This is a genomic window from Streptomyces odontomachi (genome assembly GCF_024435355.1).
GTDB lineage: Bacteria > Actinomycetota > Actinomycetes > Streptomycetales > Streptomycetaceae > Streptomyces > Streptomyces odontomachi.
Map to the genome: position 1 here is coordinate 147,783 of NZ_JAMJWG010000004.1, position 19,402 is coordinate 167,184.

Sequence of the window (19,402 nt, forward strand, 5' to 3'; positions counted from 1 at the left end):
GGCGAGGGTGGCACGGGGAGTCGTCATGGCGCTGATCGACGATCTGGCGCGGCTCGAGGCCGTGCAGAGTGGGCGGGCGCAGCCGTTGACCACCGTGCGGCACCGGCACCTCTCGGCACGGCCGCTGGTGTTCGTGCCGCTCACCACAGCGGGCGAGACGGGCGCGCCGCTCGGGGCGCTGATCGGTACGGAGCGGACCACGCCGCGGCTGCTGATCGTGCCGCAGCCGCGCGACCGTGACCTGCGCTTCGCGTTCCTCGCCGAGCTGGCCGGGATCCTCCTGCCGTACGTCGACTCCTTCGCGGACGACGTGGAGACCGCCGAGCGCACCGAGGTCGATCCGGAGACCGGCAAGCGCGTCAAGGTGGAGACGGAGCTGTGCGCGGACGCACCGCAGCTGATCGTGCCGAGCCGTGCGGGCCTCGCCTTCGTACGGCTGCTCGGCCGCTCCATGCGGTTCCGCCGCACCGCCCAGGCGGACCCGGAGAATCCGTATCCGGCGCCGCCCGCCGTGCCGATGCTCGGCCGCTGGCTCACGCACTTCGGCGAGCGGGCCCGGGTGCCGGGCTCCTGCCTGCTGCTGGCGATGACCGACCTGTTGACGCGGCACTGGGCGACGGGCCAGTCCAGCCTGGAGGACCAGCACCTGGGCGCGCTGCTGGCCTGGCTGGACGCGCCGCCGGGCGGCTCGGGTGCCGAGGCGGCGTGCCGTGCCGAGCTGGGGCGCGACGACGACGGGCAGTTGCTCTGCCCGCCCGCCGGGCCCGCCACCGATCCGGCCTTCGACAACCACCTGCTCGCCCCCGCCATCGAGCGCTACGACCGCGCCCGCGGCACGCTCGCCACGGCCGAGGACGGCATGCAGGCCGATGACCGGCTGGGCGCCGTCACCGCCGCCGAGTACGAGATCCGCGCCCTGGTCGAGAGCCGTACCCGTCCCACCTGGGATGCCGTCTGGCGCGGCCTCGACCTGCTGTGCCGGTTGCCGGAGGGTGCGCACGTGGCGGAGCGCTGGACGCGTGACCGCTGGTCCTTCACCGGCCACCGGGACCGCGTGCTGGCCGGCGAGCCGCCGCAGCCGCGGCATGACGACGCGGTCACCGCGGCGGCCAAGCTGGCCGCACGCGAGCGCGACCTGGCCCGCCTGGACGCCCAGGAAGCCCTGGACGATCCGTTGGTCATGGCCGGGCGCCGGCTGACCGGTGAGGCCTTCGTGGGCGAGGTGACGGATGTCGTCATGGCCCTCAGCGAGGGCAGGCGCCCCAGTCCACGCCCGCTCGTCACGCTCCGCACGGACGACCGCCCGCGCGTGGGCCCGGGCACCAAGGTCTACCGGTCCCTGGCCGGCCGCCCGCAGGCGGCGGAGGTGGTGTCCGTGCTGGCGGACACGGACGCCGGGAGCGTGACCGCCTCGGACGAGGACACCGGCGCCGAGCCCGGCACCGTCCCCGAATCCGGCCCCGTCGCCGTGACCGTCCGCATCCTCGACAAGATGGGCCGCGGCAGGGAACCCGAGCGCGGTTCCGTGCCGGAGAAGGGCGATCGGATCTGCTTCACCCTCTTCGAGCACGACCAGCGCGGCGGCCCCAAGCTGCCGGAGCCGGAGGAGACCCCGTGGACGCACGGCGGCCCGCCGGCCGAAGTCGCGGAAGACCCGGACCCGGTCACCCCTGAGGACATCCTGTGACGCTCCCCGACCACTCCCCCGCCCTGCTCGACGCGGCATCGGGCACCGCCCCGGCCGGGATCGCGGACCCGGCGGACCCGGCCGGCATCGACCCCGGCACCGCCGCCGCCCGGGCCACCGAGGCGATCCTGCACGACACGCTGTACGCCGCCGAGCGTGGCGTGGTGGTCGACTCGCCGCCCGGCGCCGGCAAGTCCACCCTGGTCGTCCGGGCCGCGCTGGAGCTGGCCGGCGCCGGCCACCCGCTGATGGTGGTGGCGCAGACGAACGCGCAGGTCGACGATCTGGTGTTGCGCCTCGCCGAGAAGGCCCCCGACCTGCCGGTGGGCCGGCTGCACAGCAGCGACACCGACGCCTACGACAAGGCGCTCGACGCCCTCCCCCAGGTCCGTACCTCCGCCAAGGTCGCCGACCTGGCGGGCCTCGACATCGTCGTCTCGACGGCCGCGAAGTGGGCCCACGTCAAGGGTGTGGAGCCATGGGGTCACGCGATCGTCGACGAGGCCTACCAGATGCGCTCGGACGGGCTGCTGGCAGTCGCCGGGCTCTTCGAGCGTGCGCTGTTCGTGGGCGACCCGGGGCAGCTCGATCCGTTTGCGCTGGTCGGCTCCGAGCAGTGGGCGGGCCTGTCCTACGATCCCTCGGCGAGCGCGGTGACCACGCTGCTCGCGCACAATCCGGGGCTGCCGCAGCACCGGCTGCCGGTGTCCTGGCGGCTGCCCGCTTCGGCGGCGCCGCTGGTGTCCTCGGCGTTCTACCCGTACACGCCGTTCCGTAGCGGCACCGGACACGGCGAGCGGACGCTGCGCTTCGCGGTCCCGTCGGACGGTTCGGGCCCGGACCGGGTGATCGACGAGGCGGGCGCGTCCGGTTGGGGCCTGCTGGAGCTGCCGGCGCGGCGCACTCCGCGTACCGATCCGGAGGCGGTACGGGCGGTGGCGCAGATCGTGCGCCGGCTGCTGGAGCGCGGCGGCTCGACCGTCTCGGAGCGCACCCCGGATCCGGTACCGCTCACCGCCGACCGGATCGCGGTCGGTACCGCGCATCGCGACCAGGCGGCGGCGGTGCGGTCGGCGCTGGCGGCGCTCGGGGTCACCGACGTCACCGTGGACACCGCCAACCGCCTCCAGGGCCGCGAGTACGACGTGACGATCGTGCTGCACCCGCTCTCCGGCCGCCCGGACGCCACCGCGTTCCACCTGGAGACGGGCCGCCTGTGCGTCCTGGCCTCCCGCCACCGGCACGCCTGCATCGTGGTCTGCCGCGCGGGGGTCACCGAACTCCTCGACGACCACCCGTCCATGGAACCGGTCCGCCTCGGCGTCACCCTCAAGTTCCCGGACGGTTGGGAGGCGATGATGTCCACATGGGATCACTGGTCCGAACACCGAGTGCCCTGGCACCCCTGACCACCGCCCCGCCACCCACCCGGCAGGCCATCGGCACAACTCCACCCAACCCGCCGGACGCAGTCCGGCCCGCCGCCGGAGGCGGCCGATGGCTACAGCCCCGGACGGTTGGGAGGCGAACCACGCGGTGCTGGCGCTCCTTTCGGAGCACCGGGTGGGGTGGGGGGAGTAGGGCAGTGGGGAGCCTGCGGTTTACAGGTCGTCAGGCAGCAGTCGGAATGCCGGGTGAGCCGTCAGGGGGCGCATCATGCGGAAATGGCCATCCGATGTGAAGATGTCCGCCGTCTGATAGGCGGCCGCAAGCACCACGTTCATCGCATCCGCCAGCCCCACCCCTTTGCCTCCGTCCACGTCGCCGTACCCCTGCATGACGGCCATGGCTGCACGTAGATGCGGCTGGGTTTCGGGCATCTCGAACCTGCGTGCCTCGGCCTGGCGCGCGAGGAAGTCCAGAGCGGTCATGGCTGCCTGAGCTCCGACCCGCTCAGTCAGCAGGTAGTCCAGTTCAGTGAGGACCATGGGCGAAATGACTAGGTGACCGATGCGCGCCAAGGCTTCAGCGTGTGCCCGGTGCTGCTTGTCCTTGGGGGTGAAGAGGCGATACAGCGCGTTCGTGTCGGCGATCGCCACGGGGACGTCAGTCATCCACCGAGCCCATGCCTCGGAGTGTCTCGTCGATCTCGTCGCTCGTGAGGCTCGGCCCGCCGAGGTCCGGAAGGTCAAGCGGTCCCATCGGGTCCGTCCGGAAGGGGTAGGACGGTTCCCCCAGACGACCCCGGGGGACGATGTCCCCTATCGGAACCCCGTCCTTGGTGATGGTGATGATCTCACCAGCGGCCACGCGGGCCATGACACGACTCGTCTGCTGATTGAGTTCCCGCAGCGGCACCTCACTCGTACGCATACAGCTGAGCGTACTACGCGTTCTACATGTCGGCCAACGCTCTCCCCCTCGCTGCCCGTAGGCACGACGGCATCGACTACCCCCGCCCCGTCACTCCTCCCCCACCCGCCCCGTGCTCCCCCGCGGCACCAGCCGCCCGGCCGGGTGCTCGGACGCCTCGGGTGCCTCGCCGCTGGCGATCAGGGCGAGCAGGGTGCGGGCGGCCTGCACCCCGTACGCGGGGATGTCGCGGCTCAGCGCGGTCAGCGGTGGGCGGACCACCCGGGCGAGCTGGGAGTCGTCCCAGGCCACCAGCGACAGGTCACCCGGCACGTCGAGGCCCATCTCCTGGGCGACCGAGAGGCCGGCCACGGCCATGATGTCGTTGTCGTAGATGACGGCGGTGGGGCGCCGCGGGCCGCTGACCAGCCGGCGGGTGGCGTGCGCGCCCTCCTCGCCGGTGTAGTCGGTGTGGATCACCAGCGGTGCGTCGAGGTCCAGTTCGGCGCACAGGTCGCGGTAGGCGGCGTCGCGCAGCCGGGTGTGGACCAGGTCGGGCAGCCCGGCCACCCGCGCGATGGAGCGGTGGCCGAGCGCGGTCAGGTACGACACGGTCTCGCGCAGGGCCGCCGCCTCGTTGGACCACACCGCGGGCAGCGGACCGGACTCGCCGGGGTCGCCGATCACCACCGCCGGCATGCCCAGTTCGGCGACGCCCGCGATGCGCGGGTCGGCGTGCCGCAGATCGGCGAGGAAGGCACCGTCCACCCGGCGCTCGCCCCACCAGCGGCGGTACACCTCCAGCTCCTGGGCGGGGTCGGGGACGACCTGGAGCAGCAGGGCGCAGCCGTGCGCGGCCAGCTCGCTCTCGATGCCGCTGATCAGCTCCATGAAGAACGGCTCGACGCCGAGGGTGTGCGCCGACCGGCTCAGGGCGAGGCCGACGGTGTCGACGTGCGCGTGGGTGAGGGCGCGTGCGGCGCTGTTGGGGCGCCAGCCGATCTCCTCGGCGATGGCCTTGATGGCGGCGCGGGTCGCGGGCGAGACTCCGGGCCGGTCGTTCAGCGCATACGACACCGCCCCCTTGGAGACGCCCGCGCGGCGTGCGATGTCGGCGATCGTGGGGCGCCGCTGCGTGGCCATACCACCTCCGCTTAACCGGTTCGTTATGCCGGCGGCCATCTTAGCCATGACGCAAAACGGCCAGTTGCACGCCGCAAAGCGGACGTACTGCTCAAGATCGTTGAAGACACGACCATGGGAGCGCTCCCGCAAAGCCTTGACACAGCTCGTGCCCGCACATAGCTTCACGGCACTTACCCGGTTCAGTGGCTCCGCTCAGGGACGTGCGGGGAAAGGGAGGGACGAGATGGGTATCCGGGTGCGGATGATCACCGCGCTTGCCGTGATCGGGCTCGCCGCCACCGCGTGTACCGGCGGCGGTGCCGCCGGGGGTGGCGGCGCCGGCGGCAAGGGCGGCTCGCTGCCGCGCAACGAGACGCTCTACACCAGCGGCACCCAGTGGGGCCCGCCGGCCAACTACAACCCCATCCGTGACTGGGACTCCGCGACCGGCACCAAGGGGCTCGCCTACGAGACGCTCTTCCACTTCGACCCCAACCAGGGCAAGATCACGCCCTGGCTCGCCCAGTCCGGCACCTGGACCGACGGCAAGACCTACGAGCTGAAGCTGCGCTCCGGCATCAAGTGGTCCGACGGCAAGCCGCTGACCGCCGACGACGTCGTCTACTCGTACGGCATCGGCAAGTACGAGGCGGCCGCGACGCACACCATGTGGAGCTGGCTGTCGGACGCGAAGGCGGTGGACGCCACCACCGTCCGCTTCACCTTCAAGGAAGCGCACTACCAGGAGTGGGACTTCAACCTCTACGGCATCCCGATCGTGCCCAAGCACATCTGGGCGAGCCGTTCCGAGAAGGACGTCCTCAACGGCGTCAACGAGCACCCGGTCGCCACCGGCGCGTACACGCTCAAGAGCCACAGCCAGGACCGTGTGGTGTGGGAGCGCCGGGACGACTGGTGGGGCGTGAAGATCCTCGGCAAGAAGCCCGCGCCCAAGTACATCGTCGACGTCTCCAACCCGAGCAACGAAGTGGTCGTCGGCCAGCTGACCCAGGGCCAGCTCGACCTGAGCAACAACTTCCTGCCCGGCGCCTCGTCCATGATCAAGTCCGGCAAGGTCGCCTCGTACTACGACCAGCCGCCGTACATGCTGTCCGCGAACACCGCCTGGCTGGTGCCGAACACCACCAAGAAGCCGATGGACGACCCGGCCTTCCGCAAGGCGCTCGCCCAGTCCGTCGACGTCGGCAAGATCGTCAAGGGCGTGTACGGGCAGATCGTGAAGGCGGCCAACCCGACTGGGCTGCTGCCGCAGTGGGACAAGTTCATCGACAAGGGCCTGGTGTCCGAGGAGGGCTCCACCTTCGACACCGCCAAGGCCAAGCAGGCGCTCTCCGCTGCCGGGTACAAGGACGGCGACGGTGACGGGTTCGTCGAGAACAAGGACGGCTCGAAGATCAGCCTGAAGCTGGAGGTGCCGAGCGGCTGGACCGACTGGATGGAGGCCTCCAAGGTCATCGCCAGCAGCGCCAAGGCCGCCGGCATCAAGATCACGGCGAGCTTCCCCGACCAGAACGCCCTCCAGCAGGAGCGCGGCAAGGGCAACTTCGACCTGATCCTGGACAACCAGCGCCAGCTGTCGAACACCCCGTGGACCTACTACCAGTACATCTTCCAGCAGCCGATCCAGAAGACGCAGAACACCGTCAACTTCGGCCGCTACCAGAACGACAAGGCCTGGGACCTGGTCCAGCAGCTCGGCGGCATCAAGACCAGTGACACCGCGGCGATGCAGAAGGTGATCTCCAAGATCCAGGACATCCAGCTGAAGGAAGAGCCGATCATCCCGCTCTGGTACAACGGCCTGTGGGCGCAGTCCTACACCGGTGCGTGGACGAACTGGCCGTCCGACAAGGCCGGCGCCCCGCACACCGCGCCCGCGATGTGGCGCAACTGGCTGGAGATGGGCGGCTTCGACACGCTCACCACGCTCAAGCCGGCGAAGTGACCCCGGTGCCGGGCTCGCCGCCCACCCGCGGCCCCGCGCCCGGCACCACCCCGGACGCCCCGCTGTACGGCTCGGCCTGACTCGAGCCGTGCACCGGGGCACCGGCCCGGCACCCCGCCGCCCGGCTTTCGGGCGTCCTCCTGAACCGGCGGAGCGGGTGCCGGGTCGGCCCCGGCCCCGTCCGGGCGCCAGCACGCCCGGAACCCGAAAGCCCTCGAACCCCCCAACCCCCTGAACGATCTGGCGGAACCTTTCGGCAGGCCCCCGGCCGCCGCGGCAGGCTCCCCCGCGCCCACCGTGCGGCGCGGCACGCCCCCGCCCGCCATCGACCCCGTCCGTGCCCTTCCCCCGTCCCGGGAGAGCCACCTTGCGTCACTACTTCGCGCGTAAGCTGCTGGTCTACGGCCTGACCTTCGTGGTCGCCGTCACCGTCAACTGGATGATCCCGCGCTTCATGCCGGGCGACCCGGTCGCCGCCATGCTGGCCCGGGCCCGGGTCTCCCAGCCCGAGGCCGTGGAGGCGATGCGCACCTACTACACCAACCTCTTCGGCTTCGACCAGCCGGTCTGGCAGCAGTACCTGCACTTCTGGGGATCGCTGTTCCAGGGCGACTTCGGGCTCTCCATCTGGGTCTTCCCCAAGCCCGTCAGCGAGGTCATCCGGGGCGCCCTGCCGTACACGCTGGCCCTGATGATCCCCGCGATCCTGCTCAGCTGGATCGTCGGCAACTGGCTCGGTGCCCTCGCCGCCCGTCGCAAGGTGCTCGACAACACCGTGCTGCCCGTCAGCTACCTGCTCACCGCCATGCCCTACATGTGGATCTCCGTGATCCTCTCCTGGGCGCTGGGCTACCAGACCAAGCTGTTCCCGATCTCCGGCGGCTACAGCCTGTCGATCTCACCGAGCTGGAGCTTCGCCTTCCTCAGCGATCTGGTCTACCACTGGTTCCTGCCGTTCCTGTCGCTGTTCCTGGTGGCGCTCGGCGGCTGGGCCATCGGCATGCGCAACATGATCATCTACGAGCTGGAGTCGGACTACTCGTCCTACCTCTCCGCGCTCGGCGCGCCGCAACGTCTGATCCGCCGCTACGCCTTTCGCAACGCGGTCCTGCCGCAGATCACCGGCCTCGCACTGCAACTGGGCGTGCTGGTGGCCGGAGCGCTGGTCACCGAGATCGTGTTCTCGTACCCCGGCCTCGGCAGCCTGATCCTGGCGGCCATCCAGAACCAGGACTTCTTCCTGCTCCAGGGCATCTTCCTGTTCATCGTGATCGGCGTGCTGATCGCCAACTTCATCATCGACCTCGTCTACGTCGTCGTCGATCCCCGTACCCGTACCGGCATGGCGGGAGGCAAGGCATGAGTGCGCTGCCCGAGGCGACGGTCACCACCGACGCCGTCGAACAACTCACCCCCAGCCGGGAGACCCTGCACTACGCGGTGCGCAACCCGAAGCTGCTGATCGGCTTCGTCGTGGTGCTGGCCCTGCTGCTGCTCGGGATCGTCGGGCCGCTGCTGATGGACTCCGGCAACCCGAACGAGTACGTCGGACCGCACGCCGTCGGACCGAACGGCACCTACTGGTTCGGCACCACCACCTTCGGCCAGGACGTCTTCGCGCAGTTCGTCCACGGGCTGCGGTCCACCTTCCTGGTCGGCGTCATCGGCGGCGGCATCGCCGCGATCATCGCGATGGTGATCGGCTTCCTCGCCGGTTACCGCGGCGGCATCGTCGACGAGGTCCTCAACATGCTCACCAACATCGTGCTGGTGATCCCCACCCTCGCCGTCCTGCTGATCATCAACGCCTACCTGGGCGTGCGCAGCGTCCCCGTGCAGGGTGTGTTCATCGGCGTCACGTCCTGGCCGTGGGCGGCGCGCGCCATCCGTGCCCAGACCTTCTCGCTGCGCGCCCGGGAGTTCGTCGACCTCGCGCGCCTCAGCGGCAGCGGGACCTGGCGGATCATCTTCCGCGAGATCGCGCCGAACATGAGCTCGTACCTGTTCATGATGTTCATCCTGCTGTTCGGCGGCGCCGTGCTGATCGCCTCGTCGCTGGACTTCATCGGGCTCGGCCCGACCGACGGTGTCTCGCTCGGTCTGATGTTGCAGAGCTCGCAGCAGTGGAGCGCGCTGCAACTGGGCATGTGGTGGTGGTTCCTGCCACCGGGTGCGGGCATCACGGCGATCGTGGGGGCGCTCTACGTCGCCAACGTCGGCCTGGACGAGGTCTTCAACCCCAAGCTGAGGGAATCATGAGCCTGACCGTCACCGACCTCAAGGTCCACTACCGCACGCTGCGCGGCGACGTGCGGGCGCTGGACGGTGTCAGCTTCGACGTGGCGGACGGCGAGATCCTCGGTCTCGCGGGCGAGTCGGGGTGCGGCAAGACCACCCTCGGCAAGTCGCTGATCCGGCTCGACGGCCGGATGAAGCACGTCGGCGGGAAGGTCGAGCTGAACGGGACCGAGCTGCCGCTCTCCGACGACCGGGCGATGAACGCGTTCCGGTTCCACGAGGTCTCGCTCGTGCCGCAGTACTCGATGAGCGCGCTCAACCCGACCCGGCGGATCGGCCGGATGATCCGCGAACTGCTCGCCTCGCGCGGCGCGCAGGTGGACACCGCCGAGCTGCAGCGCCGGCTCTCCCTCGTCGGGCTGAAGCCCGAGGTGCTGGAGCAGTATCCGATCGAGCTGTCCGGCGGGATGAAGCAGCGGGTGGTCATGGTGATCTCCACGCTGCTCGACCCGGCGCTGCTGATCGCCGACGAGGTGACCTCTGCGCTGGATGTCTCCACCCAGCAGGCGGTGGCCGGGGCGCTGGTCGGGCTGCGCGACAAGGGCCTGGTCAACAGCATGATCTTCATCACCCATGACCTGGCGCTGACCTCGCACATCGCCGACTCGATCATGGTGATGTACGCGGGGAAGCTGGCCGAGAAGGCCCCGTCGAAGGTGATCACCACCCAGCCCCGCCACCCGTACACCAAGCTGCTCATCGACTCGCTGCCCGAAGTGGGCGTACGGCACGGCGAACGCCGGCTCACCGGCATCGAGGGCAGTCCCCCGTCGCTGCTGAAGCCCCCGGTCGGCTGCCGCTTCCGGGACCGCTGCCCGCTCGCCGACGACGGCTGCAAGAAGGAGCCCCCGGCCACCGAGATAGCCCCCCATCACTACGTCGCGTGCTGGAAGGCCTGATGCTGACCCTCGACCGCGTCACCAAGAACTACCGCACCGGCACCCTGGGCGGCGGCCACTTCACCGCCGTGGACCGGGTCAGCTTCGACGCCCGGACCGGCGAGGTCGTCTCGCTGATCGGCGAGAGCGGCAGCGGCAAGTCGACCATCGGCCGGATGATCCTCGGCCTCACCTCCGTCAGCGACGGCACCCTGACCCTGGACGGCAAGCCGGTCAAGGCCGGCAAGGAGTACTACCGCCATGTCCAGGGCGTCTTCCAGGACCCGTTCAGCTGCTACAACCCGGTCTTCAAGGCCGACCGGGTCTTCGCGCAGATCAGGCAGGCCTACTATCCGCAGGTGCCGGCCAAGGAGTGGGCCGAGCGGGTGGAGCGTGCCGTGCGGGACGTTCGGCTCGACCCGGGGGCGGTGCTGGGCAAGTACCCGCACCAGCTCAGCGGCGGGCAGTTGCAGCGGCTGCTGATCGCCCGTGCGCTGCTGCTCGACCTGACCTTCCTGGTCGCCGACGAGATCACCAGCATGCTCGACGCGTCCACCCGTATCGATGTGCTGAACCTGCTGGCCGACCTGAAGGAACGCGGCCTGGGCGTGCTCTACATCACGCACGACCTGTCCCTGGGTACCTATCTGGCCGAGCGGACGGTGGTGCTGCGGCGCGGCCGGATCGTGGAGCGCGGCGACACCCAGAAGGTGTTCGGCAACCCGCAGCACCCCTACACCCGCACCCTGCTGGCCTCCGTGCCCCGTCTGAACCTGCCCTGGACGGCGGCGGAGTCCCTGGAAACCTGCGCCTTCCACGCGGCCGGCGGCCGTGGCGGGGACGGCGGGCTCCAGGAGTCCGAACCCGGCCACTTCGTCGCCTGCGCCCAACTGCCCGACTGTGGAAGGACCCCGGCGTGACGCCACCCCACCACCCCCCACACGCCCCCGCGCACCACCGGCTGCCGCTGCACGACGGCTGGACGCTGCACCCCGCCGACCCCGCGGCCGAACTGCCGGTGGCGCTGCCGGCCGAGGGCGTGCCGGCCAGCGTGCCCGGCTGCGTGCACACCGACCTGCTCGCCGCCGGCCTGATCGACGATCCGTACCTGGACGACAACGAGACCAGGCTGACCTGGATCGGCCGCACCGACTGGGTCTACCGCACCACCTTCGACTGGCACGCCGACACCGACGGGCACGACCGGACCGACCTGGTCTTCGACGGCCTGGACACCATCGCGACGATCGAGTTGAACGGCACCGCGGTCGGCACCACCGCCAACCAGCATCGCGGCTACCGCTTCCCGGTGCGCCCGCTGCTGCGCGACGGCGCCAACACCCTCGACGTCCGCTTCACCGCCCCGTACAGCTACGCCGAGGCGCTGCGCGACGAGCTCGGCGACCGGCCCGGTGCCTACGAGGAGCCGTACCAGTTCATCCGCAAGATGGCCTGCAACTTCGGCTGGGACTGGGGTCCCACGTTGGTCACCTCGGGCATCTGGCGGCCGGTGGCGCTGGAGTCCTGGAGCGGGGTGCGGATCGCCTCGGTGCGGCTGCTCACCGAGGTCGACGCCGCGACGGGCGTGCCGCAGATCGGCGTCACCCTCACCGTGGAGCGCTCCGCGCCCGGGGCCGACCCCGCGGCCCCCGCCGACGACCTCGTGGAGGCGGTCGTGGAGGTCGCCGGCGCCCGTACCGTGCTGCCGGTGCCGGCCGGCCTGGACCGTACCGAGGTCCGCTTCCCGGTGCCGGACGCCGAGCTGTGGTGGCCGCACGACCGCGGCGCCCAGCCGCTGTACGAGGTCACCATCACCCTGGGCGGCCAGACCTGGCACGGTCGCACCGGCTTCCGCACCGTCGCGCTGGAGACGGACGCGTTCCGCATCTCGGTCAACGGCGAGGAGATCTTCGTCCGCGGCGTCAACTGGATCCCCGAGGACTGCTTCCCCGCCCGGCTCACCCGTGCCCAGCTCGCCGAGCGCTTCGACCAGGCCGTCGCGGCCGGCGTCAACCTGCTCCGGGTGTGGGGCGGCGGCCTGTACGAGAGCGACGACTTCTACGACCTGGCCGACGAGAAGGGCCTGCTGGTCTGGCAGGACTTCCCGTTCGCCTGCGCCGCCTACCCCGAGGAGCAGCCGCTGCGCGACGAGGTCGCCGCGGAGGCACGCGAGAACATCGTCCGGCTCGCCCCGCACCCGTCCCTCGTCCTGTGGTGCGGCAACAACGAGAACCTGGAGGGTTTCGCCGACTGGGGCTGGCAGGAGCCGCTGGACGGCGCCAGCTGGGGCTACGGCTACTACCACGAGCTGCTGCCGTCGCTGGTCGCCGAGCTGGACCCGACCCGCCCGTACTGGCCCGGCTCGCCCTACTCCGGCTCCCCCGACCTGCCGCCGAACGGTCCGGAGCGCGGCACCGTGCACTCCTGGGAGGTGTGGAACCGCGTCGACTACACGCACTACGCGGACACCACGCCGCGTTTCGTCGCCGAGTTCGGCTTCCAGGGCCCGCCCACGTACGCCACCCTGCGCCGCGCCGTCAGCGGCGAGCTGCGGCCCGACTCCCCGCTGGTGGCGCACCACCAGAAGGCCGACGACGGCATGGGCAAGCTGCTGCGCGGCCTCGGCGACCACCTGCCGGCCCCCATGGACCTGGACGAGCCCGAGTCCTTCGACGACTGGCACTGGTTCACCCAGCTCAACCAGGCGCGCGCGGTCGCCTTCGGCATCCGCCACTGGCGCTCCCACATGCCGCACACCATGGGCACCATCGTCTGGCAGCTCAACGACTGCTGGCCGGTGATCTCCTGGTCAGCGGTCGACGGCGACGGCCGCCGCAAGCCGTTGTGGTACGCGCTGCGGCAGGTCTACGCCGACCGGCTGCTGGTCGTGCGCGACGGCTCGGTCTTCGCCGTCAACGACACCCCCCACACCTGGGAGGGCACGCTGCACCTCGACCGGTACGCACTGGACGGCACGCTGCTGGCCAAGGAGGAGCTGCCGTTGCGGGTGCTGGCGCGCGGGGTGACCGAGGTGGCCATGTCCGCGTCCGTCGCCGAGCCGGCGGACGTCACCCGTGAGGTGCTGGTGGCCCGCGTCGGCGAGCAGCGCACGGTGCACTTCTTCGCCGAGGACACCCGGCTCGCGCTGCCGGCCGCACAGTACGACGCCCAGGTCACGGCGGGCGAGGACGGCTACCGGGTGACGGTGACCGCCCACACCCTGCTGCGCGACCTCGCCCTCTTCCCGGACCGTCTCGCCCCGACGGCCGAGGTCGACGACATGCTGGTCACCCTGCTGCCCGGCGAGAGCGTCGAGTTCCGGGTCACCGGCGCGGTCCTGGACTCCCCGGACCTGCTGGTCCGCGCGCCGGTTCTGCGGTGTGTGAACGACCGGGTGCGGGTGCCGTAGGGCCCGATCGGGGCGGCCGGTGGGCCGCCGGGCGACGGAGTGCGGATACGAGGGCCCGTTCTGCCGCGGTGCGGCGGGACGGGCCCTTCAGGATGGCTCTCCGGACGGCTTTCCGAACGGCTCTCGGGTCAGAACCCCAGGTCGGTCGTGCCCTTGAGGCCCAAGGTCGCCCGTGCCTCGGCCGGGGTGGCCGGCGTCTTGTCGAACATCTCGGCGAGTTGCACCGCCTTGGTGACCAGATCGGCGTTGGAGGTGGCCCGCGCACGCCGCCGTACCCGCAGGTTGTCCTCCAGGCCGACGCGGACGTTGCCGCCGAGCATCAGCGCGAGAGCCGCCAGCTGGAACTCCCCCGCGTACCCCACCCCGGCCGCCGACCACGTGAACGCGGACTCGCCGAAGATCCGTTGCGCCGTGCGCAGCATGTGCAGCAGCTGGTCGGGCTCGGCCATGTTCCCGCCGAGGACACCGAGCACGAACTGGAGGTTGAACGGCGGCACCAGCACGCCGTCACGGACGAGTTGGCGCAGGTTGAACAGCTGCCCGACGTCGTAGACCTCGATCTCAGGACGGGTGTCGGCCTGCTTCATCAGATCGGCGAGGTAGGTGATGTCGGCGAAGGTGTTCTTGAAGATGTAGTCGCGGGTGCCCTCCAGGTAGTCACGCTCCCAGTCCGCGAACGGCAGGTCACGTTCCGCGATCGGGTAGAGCCCGAAGTTGATGCTGCCGGCGTTGAGCGTGGCCATCTCGGGCCGGAAGCGCAGCACCGAGCCGCGTTCCTCGACGGTCATCCCGCGGCCGCCCCCGGTGGTGGGCTGGAGCACCGCATCGGTGAGCTGGCCGAGCCTGCCGAGTACCTTCTCGAAGAGGTCGAGATCCGCGACCGGCCGCCCGGTCTCCTCCTCACGGACATGGATGTGCAGCACGGACGCACCGGCCTCCCACGCGCGCACGCCTTCCGCCACGATGGCGTCGGCGGTGATCGGGATGGCGCTGCTCTGCGCCGGGACGGTCATGCCGCCCGTGAGGGCGCAGGTGATGATGACCTTGTCGGCCATGGCGTCCATGTCGTTCATGGTTCTCTCCTCGTTGGTGATCAGACGAGATCGGCGATGCGGCGGTAGGCCGCGGGACCGGGCCGGCCGATGCCTTCCTCGTACTCGTGCACGATCGCGACGACCTCACGGTTGAGCGGTGCGGAGCGGCCGAGCCGTTCCGCGGCCCGGACGACACCGCCGTTGATGACGTCGACCTCGGTGCGCGCGCCCCGCTCGAGGTCCTGCGACATCGACGCCTTGGTGGGCGCCGCGCGCGCCATCAGCACGCCCAGCGCCGTGGTGGCGGCGGCCACGTCCCGCTCGGTACGGACGACGAGTTGGGACGGACGGATGTCGAAGATCTCGTCCAGGCGGACGCCCAGGGCGGCTGCCACGTCGTAGCCCTCGGTCCACAGCCGGAACGCGGCACGCCGGCCCACGGGGTCGTCGGCGACGTCGCCGTAGAGCCCTCCGCCGATCGCGCCGAGCCCGGAGAAGGTGCTGTTCAGCAGCAGTTTGGTCCAGATCCCGCCGGCTATCTCGGTCGTCGCCCGGGTGCCCGGCGCCGCGTCGGCGAGGATCTCGGCGACACGCGTGGCGCGCGGCGTCAACCGTCCGTCCACCTCGCCGACCAGGAACGGGGCCTTCGTCGTCTGACGCACATGGCCGGCGGCCACGTTGGTGGCACCCCACTCGACGATGCCGGCCAGCAGCCGATCGGAGCCGACGATGTCGGCCACCACCTGCTGGACCAGGCCGTTGCCCAGGGACACGTAGGTGTCGACGATGCCCCGTGCGGCGAGGGGAGCCAGGGCGGACTCCAGGTGCGCCGACTTCAGCGTGACCAGGGCCAGGTCGAAACGCCCGGTGAGCCGGTCGGGTCGGTCCACCGCGTCGAGGACCACCCGGTGCTCGGTGCCGAGCCGGTCGAAGAGCAGGCCGGGTGCGCGCAACCGTGCCACGTGCTCGGTGTTCGCGTCGAGCACGACCACGTCGTGGCCGGCCCGGGTCAGCTGCGCGGCGGTGACCCCGCCGATCGCTCCGGCACCGACGACCAGGATCCGCTCGCTCACGGACGCCGACTTGCTGCGCACAGACATGGAGCACTCCACTCGGGTTTCCTACGGTTCGGGGAATTCAGCGGTTCTCGGCCGGAGCAGGTGGGGACGTGCCCCGCCCCGGGCACGTCAGCCGATCGGCTCCGTCCGCAACGGGCAGCCGCACGTCGTGCCGATCCGCAGCTCGTGCGGTTGGATCAGCGACTGGTATGCCCCGCCGACCCCGTCGATCCGGTGCACCAGCAGGTCCAGGGCGACCCCGGCCATGTCCCGCCGCGGCTGGTTCACGGTCGTGAGGGCCGCCAGCGGTGAGGCTTCGGGGAAGAGCCCGTCGAAACCGGTGACGGCGACGTCCTCCGGGACACGCACGCCGCGCAGTGCCAGCGCGCCGATCACACCGGCGGCGATCGCGTCGCTGCCGCAGACGATCGCGCGCGGCAGCGGATCGGCGTCGAGCAGCCGGGAAGCCGCTCGGCGGCCCCCTGCTTCGCTGAGATACGTGCTGGTGATGCGGTCGGCCGGGAGGGGGATCCGGCGGGCTCGGGCCGCGGCGCGGAACCCGTCGACGCGCGCCGCTGACGCGGTGGAGTTGCGCGGGCCGGCGACCAGCGCCACGTCCTCGTATCCGTGGTCGAGCACATGGTGCATCAGCTCCACCGCCGCGGCCGAATCGTCGATCCCGACGAAGTCGGCTTCCAGGAACGGGATCCGGCGCGACAGCTGGACGAAGGGGATGTGCGCCCGGCGAATACGACGGATCACCTCACCGTCGTCGGGATGCAGCACGGTGAGCACCACGCCGTCGACATTGCGGGCGATCATCGTGTCGATCACGTTGTCCAGGGTCTCCGCGTTCTCCTGGGTGTGCGCGAAGAACACCTCGTATCCCCTCGCCCTGGCGGAGTCGACGGTCCCGGCGGCGATCTCGGTATAGAAGGGATTCGCGATGTCGGTGAGCACCAGGCCGATCACCCGGGTGCGCTGCTCGCGCAGTCTCCGCGCCCTGGCGCTCGGGATGTGCCCCAGTTCCTGGGCGGTCTTGAGTACGCGCTCCCGCATCTCCTGCGAGACGCCGTCCCGCCCGTTCAACACATAGGAAACGGTGGCCGGTGAAACACCGACCGCGCGGGCGACGTCGGCGGCCGAAACCCGCAACGCGCGAATCCCCGCCTTCTGCACCTGCTTGTCGGTCGCGGCCACGGACACCACCTCCTCTGCGATGTAGGAATGCGGCCGGATTAGGCAACGTCAGGCCGAGGCCTTGACGGACAGATCCGTTTCCGTGGTCACGGCACTCATGACCGGTTCCTTGGCGAAGAACTGGCAGACCACCCCCAAGAGCGCACAGCCCGCCATGAACAGGAAGCAGATCACGTACCCCGCGGAGGCGTGCCAGCCACCGCCGAGGCCGACCAGCCAGCCCATCAGGATCGGAGCGAGGCCGCCGCCGGTGAACATCGCCGTGGTGATGATCCCGTTGGCGGTCCCCCGGGCTTCCGGAGGCGCGGAGTCCGAAGCGGCGGCGTAGTAGATCGGCCATACGGCGTTGGCCACCAGACCGAAGAACAGCTGGATCGCGATGACGGTGGCGACCCCGGTGGCCAGGTAGAAGGCACCCACTCCGACGGCCATCCAGACTCCGCAGATCATCAACGTGAGCCGGCGCCCGAGGTAGTCGGACGCCGACGGCCACAGCACCTGGCCGAGGATGCCGGTCAGGGTGAAGACGACCGAGAGCCCGGCGGACGCGGCGAAGGAGAAGCCAGCGACGTTGGACAGGTACAGCGGCAGCACCACGTTGATGCCCATGTAGACGATCTGGGTCATACACGTGTTCCCCGCGGTCAGCATGATCGTCCGATCACGCAGGCAGCGGCGGACGGTACCGGCGGCCCGCCCGGGTTCGGGAGCGGGCTCGGCGACCGACACGGTCATCGACTTGGCCGCGATGTCGCGGTGCAGCTCCGCCATGCGGCCCTGCGTCGAGTACTTCGCCCAGAACAGCATGACGGGGACCGCGAGGACGATCCCGAAGAAGAAGACGTAGGACCAGTTCGCGTCGCCGAACGTCGCCAGGACCCAGCTGGCCGCGACACCGCTGAGCAACGCGCCCACCGGGTAGCCGGTGTGGTGCGCGCCCAACGCGAAGCCCCGGCGTTCGCGCGGCCACCATTCCGTGGTGTTGCTGACGCCGACCGGCTCCCCCCAACCGGCGCCGAGGTTGACGCCGACCCGCAGCGCCATGAAGACGACCAGGTTGTGGGCGAGCAGCCGGAAGCCGGAGAGGGCGGACAGCAGATTGGCGCCGATCACCAGCGGGACCTGGAAGCGGGCGCGCTTCCACCCGCCGCCGTGGCGGTCGCTCCACAGCGAGCCGGGGACGGCCAGCACCGCCAGCGAGAACATCACGACGGAGACCAGCGTCCCCCACGCCTGCGGGGACAGCGAGAACGTGTCGGTGATCACGGGGCCGAGCCGGAGGATCACCTCGCGGTCGAAAGCGTTGATGACCCAGATCAGCCAGGTCACCGCCAGCGCGACCCAGGAGTGCCGATGGATGCGGCGCAACGGTGCCGAACCACGGCTCAGACGGTTGTGTGCCATGAGACTCCTCCCTGGGGCGCCCGTCAGCTACCGAATCGGTGCGCGGGAAGGCCCCGGACCCCGAGGCCCTCGATCGCGAAGAGTGCGCCTCGCCGCGGGCCGTCCTGCGGGAAGCGCGGCAGTGGCGGCCGGGCCATCGACGTGACGTAGAGGATGTCCAGGTCCGGCCCTCCGAACATCACGCTCGTCACCTTCGCCACCGGCATCTCGATGGTCCGGTCCAGAGTTCCGTCCGGTGCGTAGCGATGGATCTTGCCGCCGTACACATGGGCCTGCCAGAGGCACCCCTCGGCGTCGACGGTCATGCCGTCGCAGGCACCGCCGTCGCGTCGATCGACTGTGGTGAAGGTGCGGCGATCGCTGACCGAACCGTCCGAGGCCTCGTAGTCGTAGGCCCAGATGTCGCCTGACCACGTGTCGGCGAAGTAGAACGTCCGCTCGTCAGGGCTGAAGCAGGGCCCGTTGGAACAGACGATCCCCGTGTCGAGCACGGTCAGGGAGAGGTCGGGGTCGAGACGGTAGAGCCTTCCGCTGGCCGCCTGTTCCCGGGTGTCCATGGATCCCACCACGAAGCGCCCCGCGGAGTCCGTCTTGCCGTCGTTGAGCCGGTTGTCCGGCAGGTCGGCTTCCGGTGCGTGGAGCAGCTCCAGGGCATCGTCGTCGAACCGGTAGCTGTAGAGACCGGACTGGAGGGCCACGACGGCCGCGTCGCCGTCCCTGCGCAGGCACATCGAACCGATCTTCTCGCGCACGTCCCAGCTCTGGATCTCGCGGCCGTCCGCAGTGACGCGGAAGATCCGCCCGTCCATGGAGTCGACGAAGTAGAGACGCTCCTGCCCGGCGTCCCACACCGGGCTCTCCCCCAGGCTGGTCTTGACATCGATCACCGTGTCAATGCGCATGGGTCCCCTCTCACGTGGGCTTTTCCCGTATGGGATGGCCGCGAACGTAGTGACCGCCGATGCGTTAAGCAACGTTAAGTCCCCCACCCGCACGCTGCGTGACCGGCCCGGCACCGCCAGCGGCCGGAAGCCGGTGTACTCCCTGGTAA

16 protein-coding genes are annotated in these 19,402 nt (G+C 70.5%); 8 read left to right on the forward strand and 8 right to left on the reverse strand.

Annotation, left to right across the window (positions count from 1 at the left end):
• The first annotated feature begins 25 nt into the window (after positions 1-25).
• Entirely contained in the window at positions 26-1,687 is a 1,662-nt protein-coding gene (locus tag NQO67_RS11540; RefSeq protein WP_255949765.1) for a hypothetical protein, read from the forward strand.
• Between the two features lie 59 nt (positions 1,688-1,746).
• Positions 1,747-3,096 (forward strand): AAA domain-containing protein, encoded by a 1,350-nt coding sequence (locus NQO67_RS11545; RefSeq protein ID WP_255950021.1) that lies wholly within the window; start codon positions 1,747-1,749, stop codon positions 3,094-3,096.
• A 192-nt stretch (positions 3,097-3,288) separates the two neighbouring features.
• Here NQO67_RS11545 and NQO67_RS11550 read toward each other — a convergent pair whose 3' ends face one another.
• The 3 genes from NQO67_RS11550 to NQO67_RS11560 form a co-directional block, all read right to left on the reverse strand.
• Positions 3,289-3,726: a PIN domain-containing protein gene (locus NQO67_RS11550; RefSeq protein ID WP_308295645.1), complete on the reverse strand. Its 438-nt coding sequence runs from the start codon at positions 3,724-3,726 to the stop codon at positions 3,289-3,291.
• A 7-nt stretch (positions 3,727-3,733) separates the two neighbouring features.
• On the reverse strand, positions 3,734-4,000 hold the full coding sequence (locus NQO67_RS11555; protein WP_255949767.1) for a type II toxin-antitoxin system Phd/YefM family antitoxin: 267 nt from the start codon (positions 3,998-4,000) through the stop codon (positions 3,734-3,736).
• Positions 4,001-4,090: 90 nt separating this feature from the next.
• Entirely contained in the window at positions 4,091-5,122 is a 1,032-nt protein-coding gene (locus tag NQO67_RS11560) for a LacI family DNA-binding transcriptional regulator (protein ID WP_255949768.1), read from the reverse strand.
• A gap of 226 nt (positions 5,123-5,348) precedes the next feature.
• Here NQO67_RS11560 and NQO67_RS11565 point away from each other — a divergent pair, with 226 nt between their 5' ends.
• The 6 genes from NQO67_RS11565 (at position 5,349) to NQO67_RS11590 (ending at position 13,655) form a co-directional block, all read left to right on the forward strand.
• The gene (locus NQO67_RS11565) at positions 5,349-7,070 is read left to right on the forward strand and encodes an ABC transporter substrate-binding protein (RefSeq protein WP_255949769.1); all 1,722 of its coding nucleotides are present in this window, start codon (positions 5,349-5,351) and stop codon (positions 7,068-7,070) included.
• Between the two features lie 367 nt (positions 7,071-7,437).
• Positions 7,438-8,433 (forward strand): ABC transporter permease, encoded by a 996-nt coding sequence (locus NQO67_RS11570; protein ID WP_255949770.1) that lies wholly within the window; start codon positions 7,438-7,440, stop codon positions 8,431-8,433.
• Entirely contained in the window at positions 8,430-9,329 is a 900-nt protein-coding gene (locus NQO67_RS11575) for an ABC transporter permease (RefSeq protein WP_255949771.1), read from the forward strand. Before NQO67_RS11570 ends, NQO67_RS11575 begins: the two co-directional genes overlap by 4 nt.
• Positions 9,326-10,267, forward strand: coding sequence for an ABC transporter ATP-binding protein (locus tag NQO67_RS11580; protein WP_255949772.1), 942 nt, complete (start codon positions 9,326-9,328; stop codon positions 10,265-10,267). The genes NQO67_RS11575 and NQO67_RS11580 overlap by 4 nt, the downstream gene beginning before the upstream one ends.
• The gene (locus NQO67_RS11585) at positions 10,267-11,166 is read left to right on the forward strand and encodes an ATP-binding cassette domain-containing protein (RefSeq protein WP_255949773.1); all 900 of its coding nucleotides are present in this window, start codon (positions 10,267-10,269) and stop codon (positions 11,164-11,166) included. Before NQO67_RS11580 ends, NQO67_RS11585 begins: the two co-directional genes overlap by 1 nt.
• The gene (locus NQO67_RS11590) at positions 11,163-13,655 is read left to right on the forward strand and encodes a glycoside hydrolase family 2 protein (protein ID WP_255949774.1); all 2,493 of its coding nucleotides are present in this window, start codon (positions 11,163-11,165) and stop codon (positions 13,653-13,655) included. Before NQO67_RS11585 ends, NQO67_RS11590 begins: the two co-directional genes overlap by 4 nt.
• A 128-nt stretch (positions 13,656-13,783) precedes the next feature.
• Here the strand turns inward: NQO67_RS11590 and NQO67_RS11595 are convergent, their stop codons facing one another.
• From NQO67_RS11595 to NQO67_RS11615, 5 genes are all read right to left on the reverse strand, one after another.
• A complete protein-coding gene (locus NQO67_RS11595) occupies positions 13,784-14,728 on the reverse strand; it encodes a beta-keto acid cleavage family enzyme (RefSeq protein ID WP_255949775.1) in 945 nt (314 codons plus the stop codon).
• A 20-nt stretch (positions 14,729-14,748) separates the two neighbouring features.
• Positions 14,749-15,789, reverse strand: a complete 1,041-nt coding sequence (locus NQO67_RS11600; RefSeq protein WP_255949776.1) for a ketopantoate reductase family protein — start codon at positions 15,787-15,789, stop codon at positions 14,749-14,751.
• 87 nt (positions 15,790-15,876) lie between these two features.
• Entirely contained in the window at positions 15,877-16,947 is a 1,071-nt protein-coding gene (locus NQO67_RS11605; RefSeq protein ID WP_255949777.1) for a LacI family DNA-binding transcriptional regulator, read from the reverse strand.
• 48 nt (positions 16,948-16,995) lie between these two features.
• Positions 16,996-18,351, reverse strand: a complete 1,356-nt coding sequence (locus tag NQO67_RS11610) for an MFS transporter (RefSeq protein ID WP_255949778.1) — start codon at positions 18,349-18,351, stop codon at positions 16,996-16,998.
• 23 nt (positions 18,352-18,374) lie between these two features.
• Positions 18,375-19,253, reverse strand: a complete 879-nt coding sequence (locus NQO67_RS11615; RefSeq protein WP_255949779.1) for an SMP-30/gluconolactonase/LRE family protein — start codon at positions 19,251-19,253, stop codon at positions 18,375-18,377.
• Positions 19,254-19,402: the final 149 nt, after the last annotated feature.